Source organism: Thermodesulfomicrobium thermophilum DSM 16697 (genome assembly GCF_059568695.1).
In genome coordinates, this window is sequence record NZ_JCANTW010000014.1 from 110,623 (window position 1) to 124,790 (window position 14,168).

11 protein-coding genes and 1 tRNA gene are annotated in these 14,168 nt (G+C 63.6%); all 12 read left to right on the forward strand.

Features of this window, described 5'->3' with window-relative positions; translation table 11 throughout:
* Positions 1-6: 6 nt before the first annotated feature.
* The 12 genes from BR00_RS07865 (at position 7) to BR00_RS07920 (ending at position 14,135) form a co-directional block, all read left to right on the forward strand.
* The gene (locus tag BR00_RS07865) at positions 7-1,032 is read left to right on the forward strand and encodes a SpoIIE family protein phosphatase (RefSeq protein ID WP_496477042.1); all 1,026 of its coding nucleotides are present in this window, start codon (positions 7-9) and stop codon (positions 1,030-1,032) included.
* A complete protein-coding gene (locus tag BR00_RS07870) occupies positions 1,029-3,128 on the forward strand; it encodes an ATP-binding protein (protein WP_496477043.1) in 2,100 nt (699 codons plus the stop codon). Before BR00_RS07865 ends, BR00_RS07870 begins: the two co-directional genes overlap by 4 nt.
* A complete protein-coding gene (locus BR00_RS07875; RefSeq protein WP_496477044.1) occupies positions 3,128-5,104 on the forward strand; it encodes a hybrid sensor histidine kinase/response regulator in 1,977 nt (658 codons plus the stop codon). The genes BR00_RS07870 and BR00_RS07875 overlap by 1 nt, the downstream gene beginning before the upstream one ends.
* Before the next feature lie 6 nt (positions 5,105-5,110).
* The gene (locus BR00_RS07880) at positions 5,111-5,956 is read left to right on the forward strand and encodes a tetratricopeptide repeat protein (protein ID WP_496477045.1); all 846 of its coding nucleotides are present in this window, start codon (positions 5,111-5,113) and stop codon (positions 5,954-5,956) included.
* A 16-nt stretch (positions 5,957-5,972) separates the two neighbouring features.
* Positions 5,973-7,115 (forward strand): ABC transporter substrate-binding protein, encoded by a 1,143-nt coding sequence (locus tag BR00_RS07885; RefSeq protein ID WP_496477046.1) that lies wholly within the window; start codon positions 5,973-5,975, stop codon positions 7,113-7,115.
* Positions 7,112-8,215: an ABC transporter substrate-binding protein gene (locus BR00_RS07890; RefSeq protein WP_496477047.1), complete on the forward strand. Its 1,104-nt coding sequence runs from the start codon at positions 7,112-7,114 to the stop codon at positions 8,213-8,215. Before BR00_RS07885 ends, BR00_RS07890 begins: the two co-directional genes overlap by 4 nt.
* Positions 8,212-10,752, forward strand: a complete 2,541-nt coding sequence (locus BR00_RS07895; protein WP_496477048.1) for a hybrid sensor histidine kinase/response regulator — start codon at positions 8,212-8,214, stop codon at positions 10,750-10,752. The genes BR00_RS07890 and BR00_RS07895 overlap by 4 nt, the downstream gene beginning before the upstream one ends.
* A gap of 142 nt (positions 10,753-10,894) precedes the next feature.
* A tRNA-His gene (locus BR00_RS07900) sits at positions 10,895-10,970 on the forward strand.
* Positions 10,971-11,030: 60 nt separating this feature from the next.
* The gene (locus tag BR00_RS07905) at positions 11,031-11,606 is read left to right on the forward strand and encodes a VOC family protein (protein WP_496477049.1); all 576 of its coding nucleotides are present in this window, start codon (positions 11,031-11,033) and stop codon (positions 11,604-11,606) included.
* Between the two features lie 7 nt (positions 11,607-11,613).
* A complete protein-coding gene (gene murA, locus BR00_RS07910) occupies positions 11,614-12,870 on the forward strand; it encodes a UDP-N-acetylglucosamine 1-carboxyvinyltransferase (protein ID WP_496477050.1) in 1,257 nt (418 codons plus the stop codon).
* A gap of 86 nt (positions 12,871-12,956) precedes the next feature.
* Complete coding sequence (locus BR00_RS07915) at positions 12,957-13,160, forward strand: hypothetical protein (protein WP_496477051.1); 204 nt, start codon at positions 12,957-12,959, stop codon at positions 13,158-13,160.
* Between the two features lie 327 nt (positions 13,161-13,487).
* Positions 13,488-14,135 (forward strand): hypothetical protein, encoded by a 648-nt coding sequence (locus BR00_RS07920; protein WP_496477052.1) that lies wholly within the window; start codon positions 13,488-13,490, stop codon positions 14,133-14,135.
* Positions 14,136-14,168 lie beyond the last annotated feature (33 nt).

Sequence of the window (14,168 nt, forward strand, 5' to 3'; positions counted from 1 at the left end):
GGGGCGATGCGTGACGTGGTTTCTCTCGAGGTCCAGGACCTGAGCGCTGTGGGAGAGGCCCGGCGGCTTACCCGCGCCTTGGCCCGGGCAGAGGGCTTTTCCGAGGTGGGGGAAGGCCATGCAGCCATCGTGGCCACGGAGATGGCCACCAACCTCATCAAGCATGCGGGGGGTGGCGAGCTTTTCCTGCGGACGGTTCAGTGCTGTGGGGTCGGAGGACTCGAGCTTTTGGCTGTGGATAGCGGGGCGGGTATGGCGGACATTGCCTGGTGCCAACGTGATGGGGTTTCCAGCACCAAGACTGCGGGGACTGGTTTGGGGGCTATTTGGCGTTTGTCCCATGTGGCGGATGTGGTTTCCTGGCCTGACCGGGGCACGGCGATCATGGCCCGGCTGTGGGCCAAGTCCTGCCCTGCGTGTCCGGATCAGCGTCCGTACACCGTGGGGGCGGTATGTCGGGCGCTCCACGCCGAAGAGCCTTGTGGCGACGCCTGGGCCGTGGAGCAGGACGGGGACCGGGCCGTGGTTTTGGTGGTGGACGGGCTAGGGCATGGCCTGGATGCCGCTATTGCTGCCCAGCGGGCGCTGGAGGTGTTTGCTGTCCATTGGGCGCTTTCGCCCCAGGAACTCATGGAGCGCCTCCACGCCGCCTTGCGTGGGACCCGTGGCGCGGCGGCGCTGGCGGTGACGCTTGATCGCGTCCGTGGGGAGGCCCGGGTCTGCGGGGTCGGCAACGTGATGGGGCGTGTGGTGCGCGGGGATGCGGACCTTTCGATGGTGTCCTGGCCGGGTATTGTCGGGTATCAGGCGTCCCGGGTGCGGGAAGAGATCCTTCCTTTGGGGCCTGAGGATTGGGTGATCCTGGCCACCGATGGACTGCGCACCGAGTGGGATTGGCGGCGGTATCCGGGCATTATGGGCCATCATCCGAGTTTGATGGCAGGGGTGCTCTTTCGGGATTTCTTCCGGCAGCGGGACGATGCCACGGTGGTCGTGCTTCGCCCTGTGCTCGGGTCAGGTTGGGTGCTATGACGGTATTGCTGCGCATTGTCCTTCAGCATGAGCACGACGTGGTGCAGGCGCGCCAGCGGGCGCGGGGCCTGGCTGCGGCCCTAGGTTTGGATGGCGGCGACCAGACTCGCTTGGGTACTGCCGTGTCGGAGATTGCGCGCAATGCCATCGTCTACGCCGGCCATGGGAGCGTGGAGCTTTTCTTGGAAGAGAGCGCAGGGGTCCAATATCTCATGGTGTGCGTTCGCGACCAAGGGCCTGGGATCCAGGAACTTCCCACTATTCTGGAAGGCCGGTACCGGTCTTCCACGGGCATGGGTCTTGGGCTTTTGGGGGTGTCGCGCATCATGGAGCGCTTTGCCGTACGTACCGCCCCTGGTCAGGGGACGGAGGTCTGTTTCGGCAAGCGTCTTCCCCGGGTATTTTCTCCGCAGGAAGCCAGCCAGTGCCTCCAGGACTTGGCGCGTCAGGCATCGCCGTCTCCCCTGGATGAAATCCAGCGCCAAAACCAGGAGCTACTCCTGGCATTGGAAGAGCTGGAGCAACAGCAGCACGCCTTGGAGGCCGCAAACCGCGAACTTGAAGAAACCAACCGCGGAGTGATGGCGCTGTATGCCGAGATCGAGGAAAAAGCGCGCCGCCTTGAGCAAACCAGCACAGTGTTGCGGCGATTTCTTTCCCATTTGAGCCATGAGTTCCGTACCCCACTCAACTCCATCATCGGGCTTGCGGGGTTGCTGGAGCGCCGAGAAGACGGCCCCCTCACCCCAGAGCAGGAAAAACAGGTGGGCTTCATCATGGCTTCGGCCCGGAGTCTCCTCGAGATGGTCAATGAGCTCCTGGATTTTGCTCGTTTGGAGGCCGGCAAGGAGGCCGTGCGGGTGGCGCCGTTCTCCGTGGGCGAGTTTTTGAGCACATTGCGTGGCATGTTTCGGCCGCTGGTGGATGCTTCCCAAGTGGAATTGGTGGTAGAGCCGCCAGAGCCCGACATCGTCATGGAGAGTGACGAGGCCAAGGTGGCCCAGATCGTGCGCAACTTTCTCTCCAACGCCGTCAAGTTCACCAAGCACGGAAGTATTCGGGTGGGTGTGCGGCCAATGGGCGGCCGGGTGCGTTTCTTCGTGGCCGACACCGGCATCGGCATCCCACCCGAAGAACAGGACCGCATCTTCGAAGAATATGCCCAGATATCCGGAGAACACCAACGCTACCACAAGGGTACAGGTTTGGGCCTGCCAGTGGCCAAGCGTCTGGCGGGCCTCTTGGGTGGCCGGGTATGGGTGGAAAGCACGGTGGGAGAAGGGTCTACCTTTTGGGTGGAACTCCCGGTAGTGCCCGAGGGGCATGGCACGGAGCCGCTCCCGGTGATCTTGGTGGTGGAAGATGAAGATTCGGTGTTTTATCTCTATGCCAAGCAGAACCCAGACCTTTCCGTGCGCTGGCAGCGCGCCCGCGGGGTGCGTGATGCTCGGCGTTTTCTGGAGCAGCAGGCCCCCCGTGCCATGGTTGTAGACCTGCTGCTGGAAGACGGCCATGGCCTGGAGCTCATCCGCTGGTGTCGCGAGCAGCCGCACCTGCAGGATGTCCCCATCTTTGTGGCCACAATTCTTTCCCAGGAGTTGGACCGCGCCAAGGAGGCCGGCGCCACGGATGCTGTGGCGAAGCCTGTGCCTCCTGGGTGGATCGGGCAGCGTCTTGAAGGCCAAGGAAAGGTGCGGGGATGCACCGACCGGCCTGTGGTGGTCTCCATCGACGACGAGCCTTCGGCCCGGTACTTGGTGCGCCGCCTGCTTCAGGATACGGGGTACGCTCTCCTCGAAGCCTCTAGCGGTGAGGAAGGGCTGCTGCTGGTGCGTCAGGTGCACCCGCAATTTGTGTTTTTGGATCTCAATATGCCCGGCATGTCCGGTCGTGATGTGCTTGCCCAAATCAAGGCCGATCCATCGACGGCCACGGCAGTGGTCATCATCCTGACCAGCCAGGCCCTCAGCGCGGAGGAGTTAGCCTCCCTGCAGCAGGCGGCGGCGGTGCTTTCCAAAGATGTGGTCTTTCGCGCCCAGGATGCGGCGCAAGGCATAGCAGGCTTTCTTCGAAATTTGATTCCAGGAGCGAAGTGATGCGTCCCCAACATACCTCCTCGGTCATCGCTGTTGTCGACGACAATGAGATAGGACGGTACACTACGGTCCGCGTGCTCACGCAGGCTGGCTACCTGGTATGGGAAGGGGCCTCTGGGGCCGAGGCCTTGGAGCTGGCCCGCCGCCGCCCGGACTTGATGGTCCTCGATGTGCGCCTTCCGGATATCGACGGCTTCGAGGTGTGCCGGCGTATCAAGGCCGATCCCGAAACGCGTTCGGTGCCTGTGCTGCACCTCTCCGCCCTCATGCGCGATACGCGGGACAAGATCGCCGGGTTGGTGAGCGGAGCCGACGCCTATCTCACTCAGCCGGTGGAGCCGGAGGAGTTGCTCGCCACCATCCGTGCTCTGCTGCGCCTGGCTCAGGCCGAGAGCGAGCGGGAGTTGGAGGTGCGGCAATGGCATGCCACCTTCAACAGTCTGCGCAATCCCATTTGTCTGATGGACGAGAATGGTCGGGTGCTGCGGGCCAACCAGGCCCTGCTGGAGATGTGTGGCCGTCCCCTGGACGCGGTTTTGGGGTGGCAATGTTACGAGATCATTCATGGGGAGGCGGATTTTGTCGCCAATTGCCCTTTGCGCCGGCTGCGGGAAGGGCAGCAGAACGGGGTTGCGGAAATCACCGCGTGGGGACGGGTGTTTCAGGTCACGGTGAGCGTGGTGCCTGGGCTCAATGGAGACGGGACACGCTACGTGCACGTCATGGCCGATATCACTGACCAGAAGCGGCACATGGAGGAGATGGACCGTGCCCGCCGTGCGGCTGAGGCCGCAAGCCAAGCAAAGAATCAGTTTCTTGCCAATATGAGCCATGAGATCCGCACCCCCCTCAATGGCATCATGGGGCTGCTCCAGCTCTTGGAAACCTCTTCTTTGGATGGCGAACAGCAGGAGTGGGTTCGCCTGGCCCTAGAATCAGCGGGCCGGCTTGCCCGGCTGCTCTCGGATATCCTCGATTTGGCGCGCATCAAGGCCGGCCACCTGGCGCTGCAGGAGGCACCGCTTCCGCTGGATGCCGTGGAGCGGGATTTGCGGGCCCTGTACCATGCGTCTCTTGCGGCCAAGGGCATGACACTGGTGTGGTCGCAAGCCCCTGAGCTGGGAGGCGTTGTTAGAACCGACCCCCTGCGGGTGCGCCAGATCGTGTTCAATCTCGTGGGCAATGCCATCAAGTATTCCGATTCAGGTACGGTACGGGTGCGTTGGGACGTGATTTCGCGCCGCCCGGACGGTCGTTCCAACGTGCTGCTTCAGGTGGCCGACTCGGGCATAGGCATTGCCGAGGAGCATATTGCGGAAATTTTCCTTCCCTTTTCTCAGGTGGATGGATCCTATACCCGCAAGCAGCAAGGGGCGGGCCTGGGGCTCGCTGTGGTCCAGCGTCTGGTGGCGGCCATGGGAGGAACCATCGCTGTGGACAGTGTCTTGGGACAGGGATCGGTGTTCGAGGTGGTCCTTCCCATGGGGCTCGGCGGGGACGTTGCTCTGGGGGCCGAACCTGCGAAGCGGGGTGCTGCTTGTGCACTCCCACACACAGTGCTTGTGGTCGAGGACGACCCAGTGAGCCAGATGGCGTTGCGGGCCTTGCTTGAGCGGGCGGGGCATCGGGTGCTGGTGGCGGGTGATGGTGCGCAGGCCCTGGATGTTGTAGCGCGCACCCCGGTGGATGTGGTGTTGCTGGACGTACAGATGCCCGGTATGGACGGCATGGAGGTCGCTCGACGTATCCGCGCCTGGGAGACGGCGCGGCGCCTGGGAGAAAGCGTCCCCCTGCACGCGGACCAACCCTCTCCGCTGCCGCTCGTGGCGCTTACCGCCCATGCCATGGCGGGCGATGCGGAGCGCATCCTCCAAGCGGGTATGGACGCGTACCTTGCCAAGCCGGTTGCGTGGGACGCCGTGGTTGAGGTCGTGGCGTGCTTTGGCTGCCGGCACAGGAAAACCGAACCTCAATAGGGCCATATGGAAAATATCTGTTCTGCGCCGCAGCAGGGTGCCGATGAGGCGGCCTCCGGGGCCTATACGCTGGAGCAGCTCTCCCAGTACTGCACTGCCTCGGACCTGGGGTTGGAGTGCGCCTGCTCCAAACGCCAGGAAATCAAGATTGGCACGGGCACGACGACCCGCAAAGAAGAAAGCACCGTGTACTACTATGCCCGGCAGGTGGATGACGACCTGTTGGCGCTGCAGACCCTCAACGAGCACTGGCTGCCAGTGGGCGAGGCGCGGGAGATCACCCTCGCCGAATTGGTGACGCAGTACCAGCCAGAAGTGGATGTCTTCTTGAAGAAGATCCGGCCAGCCATGGTGGAGCTGCGCAAGACCATCGCCCGTGGCGATCGGCACCGCAGAAACGGCCAGCCGTATTCTGCGGAGTTGGAATATAACCGCGCCCTGGCCATGGACGAGGACAACGTGCGCGCCCTCTTTGGCTTGGGTCTTACCTATCTGCAGTACGGGCAGCCCGAAAAGGCCCAGACCGTGTTCGAGCACCTGGTGACCTTGGATGGGTTCATGGACCCGGCCCACAAGCATCTGTTCAACGAGTTTGGCATCGCGCTGCGCAAGCAAAAGCTCTACGAGGAAGCGGAGCGCTACTATACGCGGGCCTTAGAGATTTGCCCTGACGACGAAAACCTGTACTTCAACCTGGGCCGGGCCTTGTACGAAGCAGGAAAGCTGGAGCACGCGGCCAACGCCGCCCGCATCTGTCTCTCCCTCAATCCCGCGCACGGGGAGGCCGCCAAGCTGGCCCGCGCTGTGGCCCGGGCGCAGAGGGCACACGGCACGGAAACGTCCGAAGGATAAACGGTGGAGAAAAAGGATGATGACGGAGGGGGCGGTGGAAGAACGAAGGGGCGTACGCATTGTGCAGACCGTTTGCGTCGCGTTGCTTTTCGGTGTCCTTGTTGCCGCCTGTGATTCCCCTCCGGTGCGCATTGGCTTCGTGGGGGAACTGACGGGCCCGTATGCGGAGCTCGGGGAAGACGGCCGGGACGCGGTGCTCCTGGCCGTGGCCGAGGCCAACGCCAAGGGGGGAATCCAGGGCCGTCCCGTGGAGGTGGTGGTGCGCGATGCCGGCGCCACCGAAGCGGCGTGTGCCGCGGCTGTGGACGATGTCGTCTCCCAAGGGGCGGTGGCGGTGGTGGGCCCCATGCTGAGCCGTCACGCCCAGGTGGTGCTGGCGGCCATGGAGCGCCACCCGGAGGTGCTCTTCTTTTCCCCCACCATGTCCACGAGCCTGCTTTCCGGCCGTGACGATATGCTTGTGCGCTCCATCGCCAAGGCCGAGGACGAAGGGGCGCTCATGGCCTCCTATGCCGCCCGGCAGGGATGGCTGCGGCTCGTGGCCATTCAGGACACGGACAATGCGGCCTATACTGGAGACGTGCTGCTGGGCTTGCGCTCTGCCGGGGGGCGTTTTGGTGTCCGGGTGGTGCAAACCCTCCGCTATGCAGGCGCGGATGGATGCCCGGCGGAGACCTTGGCCGCGAAGGCCCTGGCTGCAAGCCCCCGGGCCGTGGTGATCGCGGCACGGGCTCCCCACACCATGGCCTTGGTGCGCGCCCTTCGTGCCCGCAAGCCGGATGTCCCGGTGCTGTCTTCCAAATGGGCCCAGACCCCGGACGTGGCCGCAGCGCCGGACATGCGCGGCCTTGTCGTGGTGGGCAACACCTGGCACGCGGCTCCCCACCTTGCGCCCTTCAAGGAAAGTTTTCAGCGGCGCTATGGCCGGCAGCCCTCATACGGGGCGGTGTGGACCTATGACTGTATCTCCATTTTGCTCGATGCCATGGCCCGCGCCAAGAGCCTGGAAGGAGCTGCCATCAAGGAGGCCATTTTGGCCGTACCGGTGTATCAGGGGCTGGAGCGGGAGATCCGCTTCGATGCCTTTGGCGATACCCTCTATGATTATCAGCTTCTGCAGGTGGTGGACGGGTTCTTTCGTCCTGTGGAGGGCCTATGAGACGCGCGGCATGGTGGTTGCTCGTGATGCTGCTCATGGCGTCCTGCGACGCCCCTCCGGTGCGCATTGGCTTCGTGGCCGGGCTCACCGGGCCGTATGCGGAACTCGGGGTGGAGGGCCGGGACGCGGTGCTCTTGGCTGCGGCGGAGGTGGCGGCCAAGGGCGGCATCCACGGCCGGCCGGTGGAGGTGGTGGTCCGCGACGCCGGCACCGATGAGGTGGATTGCGCCGCAGCCCTGGAAGAGGTCGCTTCCCAAGGGGTGGTGGCGATCCTCGGGCCCATGGTGAGCCGGCACGCCCGGGTGACCTTGGCGGCCATGGAGCGCCACCCGGAGATCCTCTTCTTTTCGCCCACCATGTCCACGGAACTGCTTTCCGGCCGTGACGATATGTTGGTGCGCTCCATCTCCAAGGCCGCAGACCAGGGGGTGGTGCTGGCGCGCCATCTCCACGCCCAGGGGGCCGCCCAGGTCGTCCTGGTGCAGGATGCGGACAACGCCGAGTACACCAACGACGTGGCGGCGGCCTTTTGGCACACCGCTCGGCCGCTGGGGATTTCCGGCCAGACGTTGACCTACGGACAAGGAGACCCCTTCGAGGCCCCAAGTCTGGCAGCGCGTATCCGTGCCTTGGCCCCGGAGGCGGTCGTTCTGGTCTCCAATTCCCTGCACGCTGCGGCCATGGCCCAGGAGTTGCGGAAGGCCGGGGTGGAGGCACGGCTGGTGGCTGCCAAATGGGCCCAGACCACGGACCTGATTCCCCTGGGCGGCAGGGCCGTGGAGGGCATGGTGCTCGTGGGCAATGATATGCGGCCTTCCGCGGAGATGTCCCGGTTCTATGAGGCTTTTCGGCAGCGCTATGGTCGGCAGCCTTCCTTCGTCGCTGTCTGGAGTTATGACGCGGCCCGGATCCTGCTGGACGCCATGGGCCGCGCTCATGGATTGACCGGCGCGGCCATCAAGGAGGCCGTCTTGGCAGTGCCCGTGTACCAAGGGCTGGAGCGGGAGATCCGCTTTGATGCCACCGGCGATGTGATCCACGACTATCGCTTGGTGGTGGTGCGCGATGGTCGCTACGAGCCCCTTGAGGAGACGCCGTGAAGCAGAGCTTCTTCCAGTTTGTGCTGCGGCGGGTGGTCGCGCTTCTTACTGTCGGCGCCGTGGTGCTCGTCCTGATGGGCTCTGCCTTGTGGTGGCTGCATGTGCGCGCCATGGCCGAAGACCATTGCCAAGACATCGTCCGGGTGGCGGTGCAGGCCAGCCAGGATGCGTTGCATCTCGCTCAGGCGACGCTGCATACCTGCCTGCAGGACTTGGAGCGGATCCCTGCGGTGCGTCTGCAGGAAGAAGTCGTGCGTTTGGAGCACCTCTATCCCCAGTTCTCCCGCCTGCTGGTGGTCGGCCGGGATGGGATCGTGCGGGCGAGTTCGGATCCCGGGCTTGTGGGCTGGGACTTTTCCCGATCCCCTGGGGTGATGGGGACGTGGCAGCACGGGGCCTATATTTCCGACGTCCTTGTGGACCCCCGCACGGCGGCCCCCAGCGTGGAGTTGGGGGTGCGCGGCCACGACGTCATGCTGCTGGCCCCTTTGGATTTGAAGGACCTCCAGCGCTTGGTGGCCAGCTTTTCCTCGCCGCAGGTGGAGGTGAGCATCGCGGATCACCGCGGTCGCCTCATTGCCCATCCCGACATGCGCCGCGTGCAGGAACGCCAGGTGGACACATGGATTTCTTCGCATGCCGACCTTGAAGATTGGGGTATCCGCGAGGTGGATGACGCACGGTTTCTTGGGGCCGCGGGGCGCATTCAGCCGGTGGGCTGGGTGGCGGTGGTTCGCCTTTCCAAAGGAAGTTTGCGCCGTCCGGTGGTGTGGGGGGCGCTCTTCTTTGTGGTATTGGGGTCGGTCGGCGTGATGGTGGGACTGTTGGTGGCTCGGCGTCTTGCCCGCCGGGTGACGCAGTCTCTTGATGGCATGGCGCGGCAGGCTTCGGCCGTGGCCGCTGGTGAGTACGACGCCCGGGTGATCCCTCCCGGCATGCTGGAATTGGACGCCCTTGCCGAGAGCCTGAACCATATGGCGCAGGAGGTGCGCCAGCGGGAATCGGACAACGTTCAACTCAATCTGGACTTGGAAGATCAACTGGCCCACGTCCAGGCATTGGCCTCCCTCAACCGTTCGCTTCTGGAGAGCGTGGCCGAGGGGATCCTGGGGCTGGACGTCTTGGGGCGGCCGGTCTTGGTCAACGAGGCCGCGCGGGTGCTCTTGGATGACGGGTGCGGGAAGCCGTTGTGGCAGGACGCATCCTGGACTTGGCCTTTTGGAGCGGCGGTGCTGGCCGGCCGCTCCCAGCGCGGGATCATGGAGCTTCCTTCGGGCCGGATCCTGGAATACGCCTTTGTGCCCTTGCGGCAGCAGGGGCGCCTCTACGGCGTGGTGTCGCTGGTGGACATCACCGAACGGGAAAATCTCCTGCGCGCCCAGGAGGAGGCCCGCCGCCAGGCCGAAGAGGCCAGCCGCATGAAGGATGAGTTTCTTGCCAACATGAGCCATGAGCTGCGCACTCCCTTGAACGGCATCATGGGGGTGCTCCAGCTCTTGCGTCTGGAAACCCTCCCCCCGCAGCAGGCGGAGCAGGTGGCCGTGGCCCTGGATTCTGCCCGCAATCTCCTGCGGGTGCTCACGGATATCTTGGAGCTCAGTCGCGCTGCCGCCGGATTTGCTGTGCACACGGCGCCTGTGGACGTGGTGGACGTGGCAAACCACGCCCTGTCCCTGGTGCGCACCCAGGCGCAGCGAAGCGGCGTCGCCCTCCGTCTGGAGGCGGAAGCGCAGTTGTGGGTGGAGAGCGATGCGGCGCGGCTGCGGCAGATCCTCATGAACCTGGTGGGCAATGCCGCCAAGTTCACCCATCATGGCGAGATCGTGGTGCGTGTGGACGCGCTCACCAGCGCCGATGGCCGGGAGCGCCTGCTGTTGCAGGTGGAAGACACGGGCATCGGCATGATTGCCGCCCATGTGCCCCATGCCTTCGAGCGGTTTCGCCAGGAAGACGCCTCCCTGACCCGCAAGTATCAAGGCGCGGGGCTGGGGCTTGCCGTGGTCAAGCGCCTGGTGGAGCTCATGGGCGGGACCATCGTCGTGGATACGGCCCCGGGGGAGGGGTTTTGGATCGCGGTGTGTGTGCCTGCCCGTCGGGCCCCGGAGCCTGCCGAAGAGGCTGCCGTTTCGACGCGTGAAGGACTGCCCCAATACGGGCTCAAGGTGCTCGTGGTGGAAGACGACGACGTCAACCGCTTCATGGCCCGGGCATTGCTGCAAAAATTGGGCTGCCACGTGGACGAGGCGGTCAATGGCTTGGAGGCATTGGCGCGGCTGCGCGCAGACCATTACGATGTGGCCTTCTTGGACATCCAGATGCCGGAAATGGACGGTTTGCAGACCGCCCGCGCCATCCGCAGTTATCCAGAGTTTGCCGGGACGGCCGCCATGCCTTTGGTGGCGCTCACCGCCCACGCCCTTCCTGAAGATGAGACTCGGGCCCGGGAGGCGGGTATGGAATACTTTTTGACCAAGCCCCTGGATATGCGCCAGCTCCTGGTCGTTTTGGACCGCGTTGTGATGGCCCTTGCCTTGTAGTCGTGGTGAGAACTGGCCGTATCCGACAGGTTGCGAAGTGGACGGCAGGCTGGGCGTCGAAAATCATGCAGAAAACTGCTTGACGAGCAGGGGCGTCTTCGGCCAAAGAGAGCGCCTCGACGGCGGACGCCGCGAGAATGTGGTGGATGTAGCTCAGTTGGTGGAGCTCCTGGTTGTGGCCCAGGCGGTCGCGCGTTCAAGTCGCGTCATCCACCCCAAAACAAGACGCACGGCAGAACCTGGGGTTCTGCCTTTTTTTGTCCTCCAAGGAGGTTGGGATGCGCTACACCGGCATCAACCACCTGGCCCTGGTGACAGCGGATATGGATGCGACCATCCGCTTCTGGCGGGATCTTTTGGGGATGCCCATGGTGGTGAGCCTTGGGCACCCGGGATATCGTCACTATTTTTTCCAGATTTCCGAGTACGACATGATCGCCTTTTTCGAGTGGCCCGGGGTGGAGCCGGTGCCGGAAAAGGACCATGGCGTGCCGGTGCGTGGGCCGGTGGCCTTTGACCACGTCTCCATCGGCGTGGCCGAGAAGGATGATCTGTGGACCCTCAAGGCTCGGTTGGAGGCCGCGGGCTTTTGGGCCTCGGAAGTCATCGACCACGGGTTCATCCTTTCGGTGTACGCCTTCGACCCCAACAACATCCCCATCGAGTTCAGCTGGCCGGTGCCGGAATGCGATGTGCGCCGCCATCCTGCCTTGACTGATACCCATCCCCCGGCAGCGGCCCAGGAAGGCAGCGCTCCGAGGCCAGAGGCATGGCCCCGCGGGGAAGCTGATGCCGACCGTACCGTGTACCCTGGAGAAGGGGAGATGATTCGCCGTTGGCGTGCAACCAAGTGAGTGTGTTATGGATCGATTTGTCATCGAAGGCGGCCGTCCGCTGTATGGCCGCATTGCAGTAAGCGGCTCCAAGAACGCCGCCCTGCCTATCCTTTTGGCCGCTACCTTAGCGGATGGTCCGGTACGGCTCGGCAATGTGCCGTGCCTGCGCGATATCGACACCACTCTCCAGCTCCTCGGCCTTTTGGGGTGCCGGGCGGAGCGTGAGGCGGGCGGGGAGGTCGTGATCCACGCCTGTGATCTGCGGCCCGAGGCCCCGTATGATCTGGTGCGCACCATGCGCGCCTCGGTCTTGTGTTTGGGCCCCCTGCTGGCCCGTTTGGGCACGGCGCGGGTGGCCCTGCCCGGGGGGTGCGCCATCGGCGCCCGGCCGGTGGATATGCATCTCAAGGGGCTGGAAAAGATGGGTGCCCGGTTCTCCCTGGAGCACGGCGATATCGTCGGCACCTGCGCGGATGGCTTGCACGGCGCCCATATCATTTTGGATTTTCCCACCGTGGGCGGTACCGAAAACCTCATCATGGCCGCGGTCTTGGCCGACGGAGAGACCATCATCGAAAACGCCGCCCGGGAGCCGGAGATCGTGGACCTGGCGGAATTCTTGCGCGCCTGTGGGGCGCGCATCAGCGGCCATGGCACCAGCGTGGTGCGCATCGAAGGAGTGCCCCGCCTGGCGGGGTGCTGCTACCAGGTCATGCCGGACCGCATCGAGGCCGGCACCTACTTGGTGGCCGCCGGCATCACCCAGGGACGCCTGGAGTTGGAGCGTTGCCCGCTGGCGGCCTTGGACGCCGTTACCGCCAAGCTGCGGGAAATGGGGATGAGCATCGAGACGCGCGGAGACGTGGTGGTGGCGGAAGCCACCGGACCGCTGGTGTGCCAGGATGTCACCACCCAGCCCTATCCGGGGTTCCCCACGGACATGCAGGCCCAGATCATGGCGCTCATGACCGTCTCCCAGGGCGCAGGCACCATTACGGAAGGGATTTTTGAAAACCGGTTCATGCACGTGCCGGAGCTCTGCCGCCTGGGAGCGCACATCATCTTGTCGGGCCAGACTGCCGTGGTGCGCGGGGTGCAGGGCCTCACCGGCGCGCTGGTCATGGCATCGGATCTTCGGGCGAGCGCCTGTTTGGTGCTTGCCGGACTTGCTGCTCAGGGCACCACGGTGGTGCGGCGTATTTACCATTTGGACCGCGGCTATGAGGCCATGGAACGCAAGCTCGCTGCCGTAGGTGCCCGCATCCGCCGGGAGAAGGAATAAGGAGCGGTTTTTGCGTGTCCCCCTTGCCTGAGGGGTGGTTGGAGCGCTACGGAGGGTCTACAGCCCTCGCATCCAGGAGGTGGGGTATGTTGCAAGTGGACGCGCAGCGGCAGGAGGTGACCGGGCTGGACCGCCAGACCGTAGGGGCCATGGTGGTGACCAATACCTTGAACACTATGAATCAATGGCAGCGGCAGCATCAGGGGGCAGGCTCGCTCTTCGATTTGCAGCAGGACGTGCTGTTGCCTGCGTACACGGGGCGAGGCACGATTGTGGATTCGTGGGGCTAGCGGCGTCTTGAGGGCTGCGTCATCATCAAAACCCGGGGCTCCCCGGGTTTTTGGCGGAGTGTGTGCTCGCGTTATGCCAGCGGCGAGCGGTCGGAGAGGTTTCGACTTCCGCCTGGAGCTGGACGAAAGTCCCGAGCGCGATGGCGGCGTGCACGCCCCATGACTTCAGAAAATAGGCTGGGTTTGCGAGGGGAGGGCATTTGCCTTTGCGGGGACGCTCCGAGCGCGTGGTGTTTGACGCCCCTATGCTGATTCATTATGTGGTGTTCAAAGTCGGTACAGCAGCGGCGAATGTTGCTGCGAAAAAATCCCCAAGGAGCATGGCCCATGACCGAAGAACGGCCCAATTCCGCGCCCCCTCACGAGTTGACGCTCGACCCTAAAACCATTGATGTCTTGATTGCGAATATCATCCCCACCTCGAAATATTTCGAGAGCCGGTTCGACAATCTGCAATACCAGGTCAATGAGATCAAAGAAGATATCAAAAACCTGGAAACCCGCATAGACAAGCGCTTCGAGCAGGTGGATGCGCAGTTTGTCGCCGTGCGCGCGGAAATCAAGGATCTTGAAGACCGCATGAACAAGCGCTTCGAGCAGGTGGATAAGCGCTTCGAGCAGGTGGATGCGCAGTTTGTCGCCGTGCGTGCGGAAATCAAGGATCTTGAAGACCGCATGAACAAGCGCTTCGAGCAGGTGGATAAGCGCTTCGAACAGGTGGACAAGCGTTTCGAGCAGGTGGATGCGCAGTTTGACGCTGTACGGGAGGAGATCAAACGTCTTGAAGACCGCATGGGCAAACGCTTCGAACAGATGGACAGTAAATTGGATAAGCTCATCGAACGCATTGACCGTCGTATCGACGAAGGGTTGCGGGAGAACCGGAGTCAAATGATGCGCATGTTCACTTTTGCCATGACCTTTTCTGCCATCTCCATGATTGGGCTCATCGGTAAAATGCTTCAACTTTTCTAGTAAATAAAGATTATAGCTTCCCCACGCCACTCC

Excerpts from the sequence above, each read along its gene's own strand:
- BR00_RS07865 (WP_496477042.1), top strand. The coding sequence starts at position 7 with ATGCGTGACGTGGTTTCTCTCGAGGTCCAGGACCTGAGCGCTGTGGGA.
- BR00_RS07870 (WP_496477043.1), top strand. The coding sequence starts at position 1,029 with ATGACGGTATTGCTGCGCATTGTCCTTCAGCATGAGCACGACGTGGTG.
- BR00_RS07875 (WP_496477044.1), top strand. The coding sequence starts at position 3,128 with ATGCGTCCCCAACATACCTCCTCGGTCATCGCTGTTGTCGACGACAAT.
- BR00_RS07880 (WP_496477045.1), top strand. The coding sequence starts at position 5,111 with ATGGAAAATATCTGTTCTGCGCCGCAGCAGGGTGCCGATGAGGCGGCC.
- BR00_RS07885 (WP_496477046.1), top strand. The coding sequence starts at position 5,973 with ATGATGACGGAGGGGGCGGTGGAAGAACGAAGGGGCGTACGCATTGTG.
- BR00_RS07890 (WP_496477047.1), top strand. The coding sequence starts at position 7,112 with ATGAGACGCGCGGCATGGTGGTTGCTCGTGATGCTGCTCATGGCGTCC.
- BR00_RS07905 (WP_496477049.1), top strand. The coding sequence starts at position 11,031 with ATGCGCTACACCGGCATCAACCACCTGGCCCTGGTGACAGCGGATATG.
- murA (WP_496477050.1), top strand. The coding sequence starts at position 11,614 with ATGGATCGATTTGTCATCGAAGGCGGCCGTCCGCTGTATGGCCGCATT.
- BR00_RS07915 (WP_496477051.1), top strand. The coding sequence starts at position 12,957 with ATGTTGCAAGTGGACGCGCAGCGGCAGGAGGTGACCGGGCTGGACCGC.
- BR00_RS07920 (WP_496477052.1), top strand. The coding sequence starts at position 13,488 with ATGACCGAAGAACGGCCCAATTCCGCGCCCCCTCACGAGTTGACGCTC.